The sequence below is a fragment of the Serratia sp. CY47280 genome (assembly GCF_052168655.1).
Classification (GTDB): Bacteria; Pseudomonadota; Gammaproteobacteria; order Enterobacterales; family Enterobacteriaceae; genus Serratia; species Serratia bockelmannii.
Genome location: NZ_JBJNMG010000003.1, coordinates 114,868 through 131,986 on the forward strand (window position 1 = coordinate 114,868; position 17,119 = coordinate 131,986).

Here is a 17,119-nt window from a genome sequence, read left to right on the forward strand (position 1 = left end):
CCCTTACCTCTTCACAAACGCCTGAGCCTTGGTCAGGCGCGTTTCATAATCAATTCGCAGCAACAGCACGATCGCCGTCGACATAATCAGCAAGCTCGAACCGCCGTAACTGATCAACGGCAGCGTCAGACCTTTGGTCGGCAGCATGCCCGCGGCGGCGCCGACGTTAACCAGCGCCTGGAAGCTGAACCACACGCCGATCGCGCAGGCCAGGAAGCCGGAGAAGCGTTGGTCGATCTCCAGCGCGCGGCGCCCGATGGACATCGCGCGAAAAGCGACGAAGAATACCATTAACAGGGCTAAAACCACACCGATATAGCCCAGTTCTTCACCCAAAATGGAGAAGATGAAGTCGGTGTGCGCTTCCGGCAAATACTCCAGTTTCTGCACCGAGTTGCCGAGCCCCTGCCCCCAGAACTCGCCGCGGCCGAACGCCATCAGCGACTGGGTCAGCTGGTAGCCGCTGCCGAACGGGTCGGCCCACGGGTTCCAGAACGACGTCACGCGGCGCATACGGTACGGTTCCGCGATGATCAGCAGCACCACGGCGAACACGCCGGAGCCGATGATCGCCAGGAACTGCCACATTTTCGCGCCGGCCAGGAACAGCATCGCCAGCGTGGTGATGAACAGCACCACCACGGTGCCGAGATCCGGCTGCGCCAGCAGCAGCACCGCCAGCACCACCATCACGCCCATCGGCTTGCAGAAGCCCCAGAAGTTGCTGCGCACCTCTTCCACCTTGCGTACCAGATAGCTCGCCAGGTAGCAGAACAGCGACAGCTTGGACAGCTCCGCGGGCTGAATACGCAGCGGGCCGAGTGCGATCCAACGCGAGGCCCCGTTTACCGAGCTCCCCACCACCAGGACGATCAGCAGCATCACGATCGACATCAGCAGCATCACGTTGCTGTAGCGCTGCCAAATTTCCATCGGGATGCGCAGCGTCACCAGCGACAGGCCGAACGCCAGGCCGAGGTACAGCGCGTCACGTTTGGCGAACAGGAACGGATCGTCCGCCAGGCGTTGGCCGATCGGCATCGAGGCCGAGGTCACCATCACGAAGCCGATGATCGCCAAGCCGAAGGTCAACCACAGCAGGGTGCGATCGTACAGCACCATGTTGACCGCGTCGTTGTCGCGCGCGCCGGTCACCCAGTCTTTCAGCCGTTCTGTCAGCCCGAAGTTCGGCAAGCGTAGTTTCATCCGCCAAGCTCCTGCGCCAGGCGGGCGAACTCATCGCCGCGCACTTCAAAATTACGGAACTGATCGAGGCTGGCGCAGGCCGGCGACAACAGCACCATATCGCCGGGCTGTACGCGGCCGGCGATGGTGCGCATCGCCTGCTCCATGGTCTCGGTCAACGTCGCCACTTCCGGCCGCAGCTGTGCCAGCTGAGCGCCGTCACGGCCAAAACAATACAGACGCACGTTGTCGCCCTGCAGATAGCGCGCCAGCGGCGAGAAATCGGCGGACTTGCCGTCGCCGCCCAGCAGCAGATGCAGCGTGCCGTCCACCTGCAGGCCGTTCAGCGCCGCTTCGGTGCTGCCGACGTTGGTGGCTTTGGAATCGTTGATCCAACGCACGCCGTTGTGCTCCCAGGCCAGCTGGAAGCGGTGTGCCAGGCCGGTGAAGGTGGTCAGCGCCTTCAGGCTGGACGCACGCGGGATATTGACCGCATCCGCCAACGCCAGCGCCGCCAGGGCGTTGGTGTAATTGTGGCGGCCGGTCAGCTTCATTTCGCGCGTATTCAGCACCTTCTCACCGCGCACCCGCAGCCAGGTTTCCCCCTGCTGGCGGTTCAAGTGATAGTCGCCTACGTCCGCGCCGAAGCTGACACAGCGTTCGTCGGCGCCGCGCACCGGCATGGTCAGCGCGTCGTCCGCGTTCACCACGCACACCGCGGCGTTTTCATACACGCGCAGCTTGGCACCGCGATACTGCTGCAGACCGAACGGATAGCGATCCATATGATCTTCGGTCACGTTCAGGATGGTCGCCGCCGCCGCCCGCAGGCTATACGTCGTTTCCAGCTGGAAGCTGGACAGCTCCAGCACGTAAAGCTGACATTCCTGGCGCAACAGGCTCAGCGCCGGCAGGCCGATATTGCCGCCCACGCCCACCGCCCAACCGGCAGCTTTCGCCATCTCGCCCACCAAGGTGGTGACGGTGCTCTTGCCGTTGGAGCCGGTAATCGCCACAATCGGCGCCTGCGCCTCGCGGCAGAACAGTTCGACGTCGCCGACGATTTCCACGCCGGCTTCCGCCGCGGCGCTCAATGCCGGGGTCGCCAGCGCGACGCCCGGGCTGGCGACGATCAGATCCGCCGCCAGCAGCCAGTCTTGATTCAGATCGCCCAGATGGCGCTCCACGCTTTCAGGCAGTTTGTCCAACCCTGGCGGCGCGATACGGGTATCCATCACGCGCGGCGTCACGCCGCGCGCCATGAAGAAATCGACACAGGACAGGCCGGTGAGGCCCAACCCGATGATGACGACTTTTCTACCCTGATAGTCTGCCATGATTAACGCACCTTCAGCGTTGCCAGGCCAATCAGCACCAGCATCAGCGAAATGATCCAGAAGCGCACGATCACGCGCGGTTCCGGCCAGCCTTTCAATTCATAGTGGTGGTGAATCGGCGCCATGCGGAAAATGCGTTGCCCGCGCAGCTTGAACGATCCCACCTGCAGGATCACCGACAGCGTCTCTACCACGAATACGCCGCCCATGATCACCAACAAGAACTCTTGGCGCAGCAGCACCGCAATGGTGCCCAGCGCGCCGCCCAGCGCCAACGAACCGACGTCGCCCATAAACACCTGAGCCGGGTAAGTGTTGAACCACAGGAACCCGAGGCCGGCGCCGACGATGGCGGTACACACGATCACCAACTCACCGGCATGGCGCAGATACGGAATATGCAGGTAGTTGGCGAAGTTCATGTTACCGGTCGCCCAGGCCACCAGCGCGAAGCCGGCCGCCACGAATACCGTTGGCATAATTGCCAGGCCGTCCAGGCCGTCGGTCAGGTTGACCGCGTTGCTGGTGCCGACGATGACGAAATAGGCCAGTAGGATGTACAGCAGGCCCAGCTGCGGCATCACGTCCTTAAAGAACGGCACAACCAGCTCGGTGGCTGGCGTGTCTTTTCCTACGGCGTACATGGCGAATGCGACAATCAGCGCAATCACCGATTGCCAGAAATACTTCCAGCGGGCGATCAGCCCTTTGGTGTCCTTACGCACCACCTTGCGGTAGTCATCGACGAAGCCGACGATGCCGTAACCCACCAGCACAAACAGCACGCACCAGACATATGGGTTGGACGGGTAGGCCCACATCAGCACCGAAATGGTGATGGAGGTCAGGATCATGATGCCGCCCATGGTCGGCGTGCCGCGCTTGCTGAAGTGCGACTCGGGGCCGTCGTTGCGCACCACCTGACCGAAGGACATTTCTTGCAGGCGCTTGATCACCCGCGGGCCCATCCACAGTGACAGGAACAGCGCGGTCAGCAGGCTGACAATGGCTCGGAACGTCAGATAAGAAAAGACGTTGAAGCCTGAGTAATACTTGACCAAATGTTCGGCCAGCCAAACTAACATGGTGCTTTCTCCTGTAACGCGCGTACTACCTGCTCCATTGCGGCACTACGTGAACCTTTGATTAACACGGTGATGACCGCATGTTCCGACAGTAATTCCGCCACGCGCGCGATCACTGCTGTCTTGTCCTGATAATGTTCGCCGTTGCCGGACGCTTCGCTCAGCACGCGGCTCAACCCGCCGACGCTGATCACTTTATCGACCCCGGCCAGGCGGGCGGCTTCACCCACCTGACGGTGGCACTCTTCCGCTTCTGCGCCCAGCTCGGCCATATCGCCGACCACCATCACGCGGTAGCCCGGCATTTCCGCCAGCACCTGCGCCGCCGCGGTCATCGACCCGACGTTGGCGTTATAGCTGTCGTCCAGCAGCAGCTTGCCTTCGGCCAGCGCCACCGGGAACAAGCGCCCCGGCACCGCCTGCAATTGTTTCAACCCCTGACGCACCGCTTCGAGCGTCGCGCCCACCGACATCGCCAGCGCCGTGGCCGCCAGCGCGTTGGCCACGTTGTGGCGCCCCGGCAGCGGCAGTGCGATCTCGGCGGTGCCGAACGGGCTGTGCAGCGTGAACTGCGTACCTGCGCCATTCACCCGCACGTTGTCCGCGAAGAAGTCCACACCTTCGGCGGCCTGCGGCGAGAAGCGCCAGACGGTTTTGCCGACCAGCATGCTCTGCCAGTGCGGCCAATCGTTGTTATCGGCGTTGATGATCGCCACGCCGTCGGCCGGCAGGCCGGTAAAGATTTCACCTTTCGCCTGAGCGACGCCGGCCAGCGAGCCGAAGCCTTCCAGGTGCGCCGCCGCCAGGTTATTCACCAAAGCGGTCTGCGGACGCGTCAATGCGGTGGTGTAAGCGATTTCGCCAATGTGGTTAGCGCCCAGCTCTATCACGGCAAAATCATGCTGCGGCTCCAGACGCAACAGCGTCAGCGGCACGCCGATGTCGTTATTGAAGTTACCGGCGGTATACAGCACTTCGCCGCATTCACGCAGAATGGCGGCGGTCATTTCTTTCACCGATGTCTTGCCCGAGGAGCCGGTCAGCGCCACCACGCGCGCCGGCACCTGCTGACGCACCCAGGCGCCAAGCTGCCCCAGCGCCAAACGGGTGTCTTCCACCACCAGCTGCGGCACGTCCACCAATAAGCGCTTACTGACCAGCAACGCCCCGGCGCCTGCGGCTACGGCATCCGCCGCGAAGTCGTGAGCGTCGAAACGCTCACCTTTCAGCGCCACAAACAGGCAACCGGCGGTCACCTTGCGGGTGTCTGTCGTCACCTCGACAATTTGGCAATCGGCGCCGATCGGTTCAGCGCTCAATACCTCAGCCAGTGTCTGAAGAGAGACAGGGATCATGCCAGCACCCCCAGCAGTCGGGCGACCGTCGTGCGGTCGGAGTAATCCAGGCGGCGGTTGCCCACCAGCTGATAATCTTCATGGCCCTTGCCCGCCACCAACACCACATCCTGCGCCTGCGCTTGCATGATGGCGCTGGTTACCGCTTCGGCGCGGCCGTGGATCACCAGCGCCTGCCCGGCGTCCAGCAATCCGGTCAGGATGTCGTTGATAATTGCGCGCGGCTCTTCGGTACGCGGGTTGTCATCGGTGATCACCACGCGATCGGCGAACTGCTCGGCAATACCGCCCATCAGCGGACGCTTGCCCTTGTCGCGATCGCCGCCGCAGCCGAAGACGCACCACAGCTGCCCCTGGCAGTGCAGGCGCGCGGCTTCCAGCGCTTTCTCCAGCGCATCCGGCGTGTGGGCGTAATCCACCACCACCGTCGGTTTGCCCGGCGCGTTAAACACTTCCATGCGGCCGCAGACCGGCTGCAGACGGCTGCCGGTTTCCACCAGCGCCTCCAGCGGGTAGCCCAGCGACAGCAGCGTGGCCAAGGCCAACAGCAGGTTGCTGACGTTGAACGCGCCCATCAGGCGGCTTTCGATCTCGCCGTCGCCCCAGCTGGAGCTGAAACGAACCGTGGCGCCGTTGTCGTGATAATCGACCGCCGTGGTTTTCAGCCAGCGGCCGTGGCAGCCCGGCTGCAGGTTGTCCTGCATCGTCACCGCTATCGCATCCGGCAGCTTGCTCAGCCAGCGCTGGCCGACTTCATCGTCGGCGTTGATGATTGCCTGCCCTACGCTATGGGCGGCGAACAGCGACCATTTGGCCGCTTCGTAATTGGCCATGTCACCGTGGTAATCCAGGTGATCGCGGCTCAGGTTGGTGAAAACCGCCGCAGCGAACGGCAGCGCCGCCACCCGGTGTTGCACCAGACCGTGGGATGAGACTTCCATCGCGGCGAAGGTCGCGCCCTGTTCCGCCAAGTCGTTTAATACGTGTTGAACATCCACCGCAGAACCGGTGGTATTCTCCGTCGGACACACCTGGCCCAGCAGGCCGTTGCCGACGGTGCCCATCACCGCGCTGGTTTCGCCCAGCAGTTGGCTCCACTGCGCCAGCAGCTGCGTGGTGGTGGTTTTGCCGTTGGTGCCGGTCACGCCGACCAGGCGCAGACGCTCACCCGGCTGATGGTAAAAACGCCCTGCCAGCGCGGAAAGGCGCTGGTTCAGTTGGCTCAGGTAGATCACCGGCACGCCGTGCATCTCAACGATGGCGCCGTCTTCGGCCTGACCGTCAGCTTCGGCGATCACGGCGGCGACGCCCTGCGCAATGGCCTGCGGAATATAGCGGCGTCCATCCGTTTGATGGCCGACAACGGCGATAAACAGATCCCCGGCAGCCGCCACACGGCTGTCTAATGTCATTTCCCGCAGCGCGCGCCCGGGTGCCGTCGGCACCCACGGGGCGAGTAAGTCGCGCAAATTACGATCTGCCACCTGAACCCTCTTTCTTGTTAATCACTAATTCGCTTTTGTCACCGGTAGGCAACGCGTCAGGCTCGACGTTCATGGTGCGTAATACGCCGCCCATGATGGCGCCGAACACCGGCGCGGAGATTGCGCCACCATAGTATTTCCCACCCTGTGGGTCGTTGATGACGACCACCAGGGCAAAACGGGGGTTACTTGCCGGCGCGACGCCGGCGGTATAAGCGATATATCGGTTGACGTATTTGCCGTCCGGGCCCACTTTTTTCGCGGTACCGGTTTTGATGGCGATACGGTACCCCTTGATGGCGGCTTTCACGCCGCCGCCGCCCGGCAAGGCCACGCTTTCCATCATGTGCACCACGGTGCGCACCAGAGGTTCAGGGAAAACGCGTTCGCCGGCGACCGGAGGGTCAACCTTGGTGATCGACAATGGGCGATACACGCCCAGGCTGCCGATCGTTGCATAGACTCGCGCCAACTGTAACGGAGTTACCATCAGCCCGTAGCCGAAAGAGAAGGTGGCCCTCTCTATGTCAGACCACCGTTGTTTTTTTGGGTATATGCCACTGCTTTCTCCGACCAGCCCCAAATTGGTCGCTTTTCCCAGCCCAAAACGAGAGTAAGTATCTACTAACGCTGAGGACGGCATCGCTAACGCCAGCTTTGAAACACCGACGTTACTCGACTTCTGCAAGATCCCGGTCAATGACAGCTCCGAGTACCGCGCCACGTCTTTGATCTCGTGGCCCTGAATGCGGTACGGGATGGTGTTCAGCACGCTGTTTTCTCTCACCACGCCGTTTTGCAGCGCGGTCATAACCACCATCGGCTTCACGGTTGAACCGGGTTCAAAAATATCGGTGATAGCACGGTTACGCATGGTTTCTTTCGGCGTACCGGCCATATTGTTCGGGTTGTAAGACGGGCTGTTGGCCATCGCCAGCACTTCGCCGGTGTTCACGTCGATCAGCACCGCGGTGCCTGACTCGGCCTTGTTGAACGCCACGGCGTTGTTCAGCTCGCGATACACCAGCGCCTGCAGGCGCTCATCGACGCTCAACACCAGGTTATGCGCCGCCTGGCTGTCGACGGAGGAGATATCTTCGATCACCCGGCCGAAGCGGTCCTTACGCACCGTTCTTTCGCCCGGTTGCCCGGTCAGCCAGCGGTCGAAGCTCTTCTCGACGCCTTCGATGCCTTGCCCGTCGATGTTGGTCACGCCAATGATGTGCGACGTCACCTGCCCAGCCGGGTAGTAACGGCGCGATTCCTGCCGCAGATAGATCCCCGGCAGCTTGAGTTTGTGGATGTAGTCGCCAATCGCCGGGTTCACCTGGCGAGCCAGATAAACGAAGCGCCCTTTCGGGTTGGCGTTGATGCGGTTGGAAAGCTGGTCCAGCGGGATGTTGAGCGCATCGGAAAGCGCTTTCCAACGGCTGTCCAGGGTGATGCCGCCGCGCTCGTTCAGCTCTTTCGGATCCGCCCACACCGCATTGACCGGCACGCTGACCGCCAACGGACGGCCGGCGCGATCGCTGATCATGCCGCGCGCGGTCGGCACTTCCTGCACGCGCAGCGAACGCATGTCGCCTTCTTTCACCAGACGATCGGGGTTGATGACCTGCAGGTACGCGACGCGCAGCATCAGGCCAACCATCGCCAGCAAAATGCAGCCGCACAGCAACGCAAAACGCCAGCTGACAAAGCTGGCCTGATCTTCCTGGCGTCTCAACTTACCGGGGCGCGCTGCTTTCATGCGTTTCCTTTCTACTCCGTGTCATTATTCCGGTTAAACCATTCATTGTTTAACGATGATATTTTCCTGCGATGGATCAACATGTTGCATCTGCAGTTTTTCTGTCGCGATACGTTCAACCCGGCTGTGATCGCCGAGGGCGTTCTCTTCTAAAATCAGGTTGCGCCACTCGATATCCAGCGCATCACGCTCCAGAACCAGCTGTTCGCGCTCGGCGGTCAGCAGGCGGGTGCGGTGCGCGGTGGTCACCACGAAAACCGCGGAGACCAGTGACGCAATCAGTAAAATCATGGGGATCTTGGCGTTGCGCAGCAGATCGCCGCCAATCACCCCGACCAGGCCGTGACGTTCGTTGCCGATCACGCGGGCATCCTCTCAGCAATACGCAGCACCGAGCTGCGCGCACGCGGGTTGTCCGCCACTTCCGCTTCCGATGGCATCATTTTGCCCAGCGCTTTTAGCGTTCGTCCGCCCATGCTGCGCAGTTGCTCTTCGGTCAACGGAATGCCCGCCGGCACCTGAGCGCCGCGGCTGTGGTGACGCATAAAGCGTTTGACGATGCGGTCTTCCAGCGAGTGGAAACTTATGATCGACAAACGGCCCTGTGGGGCCAGCACTTCCAGCGCGCCGTCGAGCGCACGCTCGATCTCTTCCAGCTCGCTGTTGATATAGATGCGGATCGCCTGGAAGCTGCGCGTCGCCGGATGCTTGTGCTTTTCACGGAACGGGCTGGCATCGGCAATCAGATCCGCCAACTCTTTGGTGCGCGTCATCGGCTCCACGCGGTTTCTTTCGACGATGGCGCGTGCGATGCGCTTGGCGAAACGCTCTTCGCCAAAGGTTTTCAGCACCCAGGCGATATCGTCCGCCTCGGCCTTCATCAGCCAATCCGCGGCGGACAGGCCGGTGGACGGATCCATGCGCATGTCCAGCGGACCGTCGCGCATGAAGGAGAACCCGCGCTCTGCGTCGTCAAGCTGCGGCGAGGAAACGCCCAGATCGAGCAGAACGCCGTCGATCTTGCCGACCAGTTCGCGCTCCCGCACATAGTGCGACAACTCGGAAAATGGGCCGTGTACGATGGTGAAACGAGGATCTTCAATAGATTTGGCGGCTGCAATCGCCTGAGGGTCACGGTCAATTGCCAGCAAGCGCCCTTCCGGCCCCAGCTGGGACAGAATCAGACGAGAATGGCCACCGCGACCAAAAGTACCGTCGATATATATGCCGTTGCTGCGGATGTTGAGGCCGTTGACGGCTTCGTCCAGCAGGACGGTGGTGTGTTTATAGTTTTCCAACATGCTTATAGCGACAAGTCCTGTAGCCGCTCAGACAACGGTTCCTGAGTCGACTGTTCAGCGTCAATATCATCCTTGACTTGTTGATACCAGGTCTGTTCATCCCACAGTTCAAACTTGTTGAACTGACCGACCAGCATCACTTCTTTTGTGAGCCCGGCGTGTTGCCGCAGCGTATTGGCAAGCAGCAAACGACCGGCACTATCCATCTGACACTCACTGGCATGCCCCAACAGCAGGCGCTGAACGCGGCGCTCGGCGGGATTCATGCTCGACAGACGTGATAATTTTTGTTCAATAATTTCCCATTCGGGCAAAGGATAAAGCAGCAGGCAGGGCTGATGGAGGTCAATGGTACAGACCATTTGGCCTTGCGATTCCTCGTTGAGCAATTCCCGATATCGGGTAGGTACGGCGAGCCGCCCTTTGCTGTCGAGGTTGACCATCGTCGCTCCACGGAACATTCCTGAGCTACCCCTTAGTGACCGTTTTCACCACTTTACCCCACAAATTCCCACACAATGGAGTTTACGGAGGGTATGAAAACCTTGTCAAGCCAGAGCGCCAGCGCTTTGGCAATATTTCTCTGGTCATTTTGGGAGCTGACTCGCGAAAGAAACTCTGATTATTCGACGATTAAAAATTAACACCATGATAAACGGAGAGAATTTTCTAAGCGGAAAGAATCTGATTAAAAACCTGACGAACTGGCGATTAATTAACTCATTACTTCCTTCTGCAAGCCATGTCTCATTTTTCAGCTCGGCAATCTCAGGGCTGTAACCGCTGCCGCCCCGCGCCCGCCAAGGCTCAGCGCCTGGCGAATCGACCGAAGAATAAGGCCATAACCCCTTGAGTTAATAACGCTCAATCGTTATTCACCGTGAAACTGCGCGCTATTTTACTTCAATTTGTCCCGCCATGATGAGAGCACGATAAAAATAAATGGCTCGGATATTACGAGCAGAAGTAATTTCGATTTAAATCAATTTGGTAAGATTATTCCCAAAATACCTGTTTACAATTATGGTTTCATTTTCTTACACCTTTATTTCCACAATTTTTGCCGGAAAAAAACCTCTTCAAACACCAAAAATCGCAACTGCATGTTTTTTATCGATTTATTTAGAAATGCCGATTTTAATCTCTCCGCCCCATCCTGAACCTCCGTTCTACGGGACAAAAACCGAACAAATGTTAAAAATAAAAATATAAATCTAGTTAAAAAACACAATACAGATTAGTAAACTAACAATAATGCGAAAAACCAGAATTAACACCCAATTATTAATAATTTAACAGCATTTTAACCAGGAGGGATAACACATGCTTTCGCCCGCCGCTCACTGGCGTAGCGCCGCTGCCGATACGTTCGCACTGGTGGTGTACTGCTTTATCGCCGGCATGGCGATAGAAGTGTTGATCTCCGGCATGAGCTTCCAGCAATCCCTCTCTTCGCGCCTGCTGTCGATCCCGGTCAACATCCTGATCGCCTGGCCTTACGGCCGCTATCGCGATCTGTTTATCCGCACGGCACGCCGCTGCCCACGCGGCCAATTCCTACTGCGCAACCTCGCCGATCTGCTGGCTTACGTCAGTTTCCAGTCGCCGGTTTATGCCGCCATTCTGTGGAGCGTGGGCGCCGACGGCCAACAAATGCTGGCGGCGGTGACCAGCAATGCGCTGGTCTCCATGGCGATGGGCGTGGTGTATGGCTATTTCCTGGAATATTGCCGACGGCTGTTTCGGGTGGCGGGTTACGTCTAAACCAGGAGCCCGACAACGCGGGCTCCTGTAGAGCGGCCTATTTGCGGCTCAGGCTACCGCGGCGGAACAGATTACGGCGGATCCGCGTCAGTCCCGGTTTGGGTTTACGCGGTTCGTCCAGGCTGGCCAACACCAGCTCCAGCACGCGTTCGGCCACGTCGCGATGGCGCTGCGCTACCGCGAGCACCGGGCACTCCAGAAAATCCAACAGCTCATGGTCGCCGAAGGTGGCAATCGCCAGATCGGTCGGCAAACGGCCGCGTTGCTTCAGCGTCACGTCCATCACGCCCTGCAATAAAGAGAACGACGTGGTGAACAGCGCCTGCGGCATCGGGTGCGTTTTCAGCCATTCGGCAAACAGCGCGCCGGCGGCCTCACGCTCATAGCTGTTGGCGTACAGATAATCGACATGGCGAGGATCCTCTTGCCAGGCCTGACGGAAGCCCTGCTCACGCAGGAAGCTGACCGAAAGCTCCGGCAAGGCGCCCAGGTACAGTACCGACTCCGCCGGGAAGGTGCGCAGCTCCTGCGCCAGCGCAAAGGCATCTTCCTCGTCGGCCCCGACGACGCTGATGAAATGCTCGCGATCCAACGCGCGGTCCAGTGCGATGATCGGCAGCGGATCGTTGGCCCAGCGTTGATAGAAGGGGTGCTCCGGCGGCAAGGCGGTGGAAACGATGATGGCGTCCACCTGACGCTGCAGCAAGTGCTCGATACAGCGCATTTCGTTGTCCGGCTGATCTTCGGAGCAGGCGATCAGCAATTGATAACCACGCTGGCGCGCCTGACGCTCCAGGTAGTTGGCGATACGGGTATAGCTGGTATTTTCCAGATCCGGGATCACCAGACCGATAGAACGGGTGCGCCCAGCGCGCAGCCCTGCCGCGACGGCATTCGGGTGGTAGTTATGCTCCCTGACCACGGCCATCACTTTCTCGACGGTTTTATCGCTGACACGATACTGCTTCGCCTTGCCGTTGATGACATAACTGGCCGTCGTGCGCGAAACGCCCGCGAGACGCGCGATTTCATCCAGTTTCACATTAACCCCTTAATGACGCTGAAAATAGAAGTGAAGGCTGTGCTCGGATTAACCATGACATCCCGTGCGGTTATTCAATCCAGCCTCTGCGATCTAACAGCAGAAAACACTACCTAGCAACCGCTTTTGCCGAAAGGTGCCAGCAATTGGGCAAAAAAATGCCGAAAAACAAAGGGCGCAGCCATGCCGCGCCCCGATTATTCGCCACTAAACCGCGCTCAGCGCATGATTTTGTCGCCGCGCGACACGCCGACCACGCCGGAACGCGCCACTTCCACAATCTCCGCCACTTCACGCACCGCGCTCAGGAAGGCGTCGAGCTTGTCGCTGGTGCCGGCCAGCTGTACCGTGTACAGCGTCGCCGTCACATCGACGATCTGGCCGCGGAAAATGTCGGCGCAGCGTTTCACCTCTTCACGGCCATAACCGCTGGCCTGCAGCTTCACCAGCATGATCTCGCGCTCGACGTGAGCGCCTTGCACCAGCTCGCTGACGCGCAGCACGTCCACCAGCTTGTGCAGCTGTTTCTCAATCTGCTCCAGCACTTTCTCGTCGCCGACGGTCTGGATAGTCATGCGCGACAGCGTCGGATCGTCGGTCGGCGCCACCGTCAGGCTTTCAATGTTATAACCGCGCTGGGAGAACAGCCCGACCACGCGCGACAAGGCGCCGGATTCGTTTTCCAGCAAGACAGATAAAATACGGCGCATGATCAGGTCCTCTCCGTTTTGCTAAGCCACATTTCGTCCATGCTTCCGCCGCGGATCTGCATCGGGTAAACATGTTCGGTTTCATCGACGGTCACGTCGACGAACACCAGCCGCTCTTTTTCCGCCAGCGCCTGCGCCAGCTTGCTTTCCAGCTCATCCGGCGTGCGGATGGCGATGCCGACATGGCCGTAAGCCTCGGCCAGCTTGACGAAGTCCGGCAGCGAATCCATGTAAGACTGCGAATGGCGGCCGGAATAAATCATGTCCTGCCACTGCTTCACCATGCCCAGATAACGGTTATTGAGGTTCACCACCACCACCGGCAGGTTATATTGCAGCGCAGTGGACAGCTCCTGAATATTCATCTGAATGCTGCCGTCGCCGGTCACGCACACCACGGTTTCTTCCGGCAGCGCCAGCTTGACGCCCAATGCCGCCGGCAGGCCGAAGCCCATGGTGCCGAGGCCGCCGGAGTTGATCCAGCGGCGCGGTTTGTCGAACGGATAATAGAGCGCGGCGAACATCTGGTGCTGGCCCACGTCCGAGGTGACGTAGGCGTCGCCTTTGGTCAGGCGGTGCAGGGTTTCGATCACCGCCTGCGGCTTGATGGTGCCGCTGTGCTTGTCGTAACCCAGGCAGTCGCGGGCACGCCACTGCTCGATAGACTGCCACCAGTCGCGCAGCGCATCGTGATCCTGCGCTTTCTCATCCTGCGCCAGCAGCTCCAGCATTTGAACCAACACCTGCTTGGCATCGCCGACGATCGGAATATCGGCGTCCACCGTTTTGGAGATCGAAGTCGGATCGATATCAATGTGCAGCACGGTGGCGTCCGGGCAGTATTTAGCCAGATTGTTGGTGGTGCGATCGTCGAAGCGCACGCCTACGGCGAAGATCACGTCGGCATGGTGCATGGTTTTGTTGGCTTCATAGGTTCCGTGCATGCCGAGCATACCGACGCTCTGACGATGGGTGCCGGGGAAAGCGCCCAATCCCATCAGGCTGCTGGTTACCGGCAGGTTCAGCTGCTCCGCCAACGACAGTAATTCAGCTTCACAACCGGCGTTGATCGCGCCGCCGCCGACGTACATCACCGGCTTTTTGGCCGCCAGAATGGTTTGTAACGCGCGTTTGATCTGCCCGCGGTGGCCCTGCACCGTCGGGTTATAAGAACGCATGCTCACGTCCTGCGGGTAGGCATAAGGCATCCGCACCGCCGGACCGACAATATCTTTCGGCAGATCGATCACTACCGGGCCGGGGCGGCCGCTGGAGGCCAGGTAGAACGCCTTCTTCAACACCGCCGGGATGTCTTCGGTGCGTTTTACCAGGAAGCTGTGCTTCACCACCGGACGCGAAATCCCCACCATATCGCACTCCTGGAAGGCGTCGTAGCCGATCAGCGAGCTGGGCACCTGTCCCGACAGCACCACCATCGGGATCGAATCCATATAGGCGGTGGCAATACCGGTAATGGCATTAGTGGCGCCGGGGCCTGAGGTCACCAACACCACGCCCACTTCACCGGTGGCGCGCGCGTAACCGTCGGCCATGTGCACCGCACCTTGCTCGTGGCGCACCAGAATATGATCGATCCCTCCGACCGTATGCAGGGCGTCGTAGATATCGAGCACCGCCCCGCCGGGATAGCCGAATACATGCTTAACGCCCTGATCGATCAACGATCGGACGACCATCTCGGCTCCTGACAACATCTCCATGGGTTTGCCTCCAGGCTTGCTTATTCTTCTCTGGCGCCGGAACGTAGCGCCTGCTGCGGGGCAATGCCCCTAAATTTTTATGGGTTGTCGCTATCGAATTAACATAACGTCAGAAGATGGGGCAGGCAAACGGCAAAATGGCTTAACAGTGGCGGGGTTATTGCCAAGCGGCTGGAGATCGCGGCTTTATAAAAACAATGCGCTAGCCCCAGAGGCGTCAGGCTAGGCATTGTTTCGAACAGAGGGAAAATTACAGAACTAAATCAGGCGAGGTATATGCCGTTTTTTTCGCCGGACGCGCGATCCGGCGGCGGCGTCAAGCCTGTTCCTGGTACATTGAGTCGATTTCACGCTGATAGCGCTGCAGGATCACTTTGCGGCGCAGCTTCAGCGTTGGCGTCAGCTCTCCCAGCTCCATGGAAAAGGCCGCCGGCAGCAGAGTGAACTTCTTCACCTGTTCGAAGCGCGCCAGCTCCTTTTGCATCTCGCGCAGACGCTTTTCGAACATCTCGAGAATTTCACCGTTGCGCAGCAGTTCCAGACGATCTTGGTACTTCAGGTTGACTGACTTCGCGTACTCTTCCAGCGACTCAAAGCACGGCACGATCAGCGCGGAAACGAACTTGCGCGCATCGGCGATGATCGCCACCTGTTCGATAAAACGGTCCTGCGCCAGCGTACCTTCCAGCATCTGCGGCGCGATGTATTTGCCGCCGGAGGTTTTCATCAAATCCTTCAGGCGCTCGGTGATGAACAGATTGCCCTCTTCATCGATCGCCCCGGCATCGCCGGTTTTCAGCCAGCCGTCTGCGGTAAAGGTCGCGGCGGTTTCCAATGGCTTGTTGAAATAGCCGCGCATCACGATCGGCCCTCGCACCTGGATTTCATTTTCTTCACCGATGCGCACCTCGACCTCCGGCAGCGGTTTGCCGATGGAGCCGAAACGGAAATGCCCTTCTTCCCAGCAGGACACGGTCGCACAGGTTTCGGTCATGCCGTAGCCGTACTTGATGTTGACGCCCATCGCCTGGAAGAACAGGATCACATTGTCATCCAGCTTGGCACCCGCCGCCGGCAGAAAGCGCACCCGGCCGCCGAGGATACCGCGCAGCTTGCTCAATACCAGCTTGTCGGCCCAGCGATGGGAGAGTTCGAACAGTTTGCCCAACGGTTTGCCGGCCCGCTCCTGCAGGAACTTGCGCTCCCCGCAGACGATCGCCCAGTGGAACAGCGCGCGGCGCAGCCAAGGGGCCCGCGCCACTTTTTCATGCACCGCGCTGAAAATCTTCTCGTAGAAACGCGGTACCGCGCACATCAGCGTCGGGCGGACCTGCCCCATCGCTTCCCGCACCCAGTCGGTGTTCGGCAGGAAGACGTTCTGCGCGCCGGAATGCATCACAAAGAAGCTCCAGGCACGCTCGAACACGTGCGACAGCGGCAGGAAACTGAGCGACACATCTTCTTCGCCGACCGTCAGCCTTTCATCATGCAGGTAGAGCTGCGCCGCCAGATTGCGGTAGTCCAGCATCACCCCCTTAGGCTCACCGGTGGTGCCCGAGGTATAGATCAGGGTGAAGAGATCCTGAAGGTCGCACTCTTCAATGCGCTGCCGACGTTGAACGATAAAAGCCGCCGGATCGGCGGCACGCTCGAAGGCGCTCAGATGCTGTGCGATCTCGCAGCCGCGCAGATCGGCATCCTCGTCAAACACGATAATATGGCGCAGCTGTGGGCAAACGCCGCGCAGCGCGATGGCGGCGTCAAGCTGCGCCTGCTCCCCGACGAACAGTATACGGATGTCGGCGTCGTTGGTGACGAATGCCGCCTGCGCCGGCGTATTGGTGGAATACAGCGGCACGCTGACGCCGCGCAGATGCAGGATAGCGAGATCGGCCAACGACCAGGCTATGCCGTTATTGGCGAATATACCGATGCGCTCTTGCACTTCGGCCCCAAGGGCCAACAGCCCGGCGGCAATGCGATCGATGCGGGTGGCAGCCTCTCCCCAGGTCAGTTGAAACTCGCCGTTGGGCGACCATTGGCGAAAAGCTGTGCGATCGGCTCGATGGGTGATTTGATGCTGTATACGATGGATCAAATGGTATTGCAGCAGATTAGTGATCATAGTGCTCTAAGCCTGAAATGAATCATACAGTTAAGCCTGAACGACGCCTTGCGGCCCTCATCTCAGCTTACACGTGTTTACTTTTTTCCGCGCAGTCTACCTACTCTCAGGCAGAGGGAAAAGTGATTTCAGCGTAGAAGTGTGAGCCAAAACTCAGGCCGGCTTTCGCGCTTTCATGGGTTGGACAGAACGGGAAGGAAAAGGTTGGGTGGCAGCAATAAAACGCGGCCCATCCGGGCCGCCGCATCGAATTAGTTTAA

General features: G+C 59.6%; 14 protein-coding genes. 1 reads left to right on the forward strand and 13 read right to left on the reverse strand.

What is annotated here, in order from left to right:
* Positions 1-3: 3 nt before the first annotated feature.
* Genes ftsW through mraZ form a run of 9 tightly spaced genes read right to left on the reverse strand, consistent with a single transcriptional unit; the run spans position 4 to position 9,958 of the window.
* Positions 4-1,206: a cell division protein FtsW gene (ftsW, locus tag ACJ8J4_RS14885; RefSeq protein ID WP_025301570.1), complete on the reverse strand. Its 1,203-nt coding sequence runs from the start codon at positions 1,204-1,206 to the stop codon at positions 4-6.
* Positions 1,203-2,522, reverse strand: coding sequence for a UDP-N-acetylmuramoyl-L-alanine--D-glutamate ligase (gene murD, locus ACJ8J4_RS14890; RefSeq protein WP_193402615.1), 1,320 nt, complete (start codon positions 2,520-2,522; stop codon positions 1,203-1,205). Before murD ends, ftsW begins: the two co-directional genes overlap by 4 nt.
* A gap of 2 nt (positions 2,523-2,524) precedes the next feature.
* Positions 2,525-3,607: a phospho-N-acetylmuramoyl-pentapeptide-transferase gene (gene mraY / locus ACJ8J4_RS14895; RefSeq protein ID WP_004932782.1), complete on the reverse strand. Its 1,083-nt coding sequence runs from the start codon at positions 3,605-3,607 to the stop codon at positions 2,525-2,527.
* On the reverse strand, positions 3,601-4,962 hold the full coding sequence (gene murF, locus ACJ8J4_RS14900) for a UDP-N-acetylmuramoyl-tripeptide--D-alanyl-D-alanine ligase (RefSeq protein ID WP_025301568.1): 1,362 nt from the start codon (positions 4,960-4,962) through the stop codon (positions 3,601-3,603). The genes mraY and murF overlap by 7 nt, the downstream gene beginning before the upstream one ends.
* Complete coding sequence (murE, locus tag ACJ8J4_RS14905) at positions 4,959-6,446, reverse strand: UDP-N-acetylmuramoyl-L-alanyl-D-glutamate--2,6-diaminopimelate ligase (RefSeq protein WP_025301567.1); 1,488 nt, start codon at positions 6,444-6,446, stop codon at positions 4,959-4,961. Before murE ends, murF begins: the two co-directional genes overlap by 4 nt.
* Positions 6,433-8,196: a peptidoglycan glycosyltransferase FtsI gene (locus tag ACJ8J4_RS14910; protein WP_004932790.1), complete on the reverse strand. Its 1,764-nt coding sequence runs from the start codon at positions 8,194-8,196 to the stop codon at positions 6,433-6,435. The genes murE and ACJ8J4_RS14910 overlap by 14 nt, the downstream gene beginning before the upstream one ends.
* 42 nt (positions 8,197-8,238) lie before the next feature.
* Positions 8,239-8,559 carry a cell division protein FtsL gene (gene ftsL / locus ACJ8J4_RS14915; protein WP_025301566.1) on the reverse strand — a complete coding sequence of 107 codons (321 nt, stop codon included), beginning with the start codon at positions 8,557-8,559 and terminating at the stop codon, positions 8,239-8,241.
* Positions 8,556-9,497: a 16S rRNA (cytosine(1402)-N(4))-methyltransferase RsmH gene (gene rsmH, locus ACJ8J4_RS14920; protein ID WP_025301565.1), complete on the reverse strand. Its 942-nt coding sequence runs from the start codon at positions 9,495-9,497 to the stop codon at positions 8,556-8,558. Before rsmH ends, ftsL begins: the two co-directional genes overlap by 4 nt.
* 2 nt (positions 9,498-9,499) lie before the next feature.
* A complete protein-coding gene (gene mraZ / locus ACJ8J4_RS14925) occupies positions 9,500-9,958 on the reverse strand; it encodes a division/cell wall cluster transcriptional repressor MraZ (protein ID WP_025159638.1) in 459 nt (152 codons plus the stop codon).
* Positions 9,959-10,820: 862 nt separating this feature from the next.
* Between mraZ and ACJ8J4_RS14930 the strand changes: the two genes are divergently transcribed.
* A complete protein-coding gene (locus ACJ8J4_RS14930) occupies positions 10,821-11,261 on the forward strand; it encodes an L-alanine exporter AlaE (RefSeq protein WP_127146500.1) in 441 nt (146 codons plus the stop codon).
* 37 nt (positions 11,262-11,298) lie between these two features.
* Here ACJ8J4_RS14930 and cra read toward each other — a convergent pair whose 3' ends face one another.
* The 4 genes from cra to ACJ8J4_RS14950 form a co-directional block, all read right to left on the reverse strand.
* Complete coding sequence (gene cra, locus ACJ8J4_RS14935) at positions 11,299-12,303, reverse strand: catabolite repressor/activator (RefSeq protein WP_025301563.1); 1,005 nt, start codon at positions 12,301-12,303, stop codon at positions 11,299-11,301.
* Positions 12,304-12,521: 218 nt separating this feature from the next.
* Positions 12,522-13,013 (reverse strand): acetolactate synthase small subunit, encoded by a 492-nt coding sequence (gene ilvN / locus ACJ8J4_RS14940; protein WP_004932806.1) that lies wholly within the window; start codon positions 13,011-13,013, stop codon positions 12,522-12,524.
* A gap of 2 nt (positions 13,014-13,015) precedes the next feature.
* Entirely contained in the window at positions 13,016-14,734 is a 1,719-nt protein-coding gene (gene ilvI / locus ACJ8J4_RS14945; RefSeq protein ID WP_043135936.1) for an acetolactate synthase 3 large subunit, read from the reverse strand.
* Positions 14,735-15,050: 316 nt separating this feature from the next.
* Positions 15,051-16,859 (reverse strand): AMP-dependent synthetase/ligase, encoded by a 1,809-nt coding sequence (locus ACJ8J4_RS14950; protein WP_197836220.1) that lies wholly within the window; start codon positions 16,857-16,859, stop codon positions 15,051-15,053.
* Between the last annotated feature and the right edge of the window lie 260 nt (positions 16,860-17,119).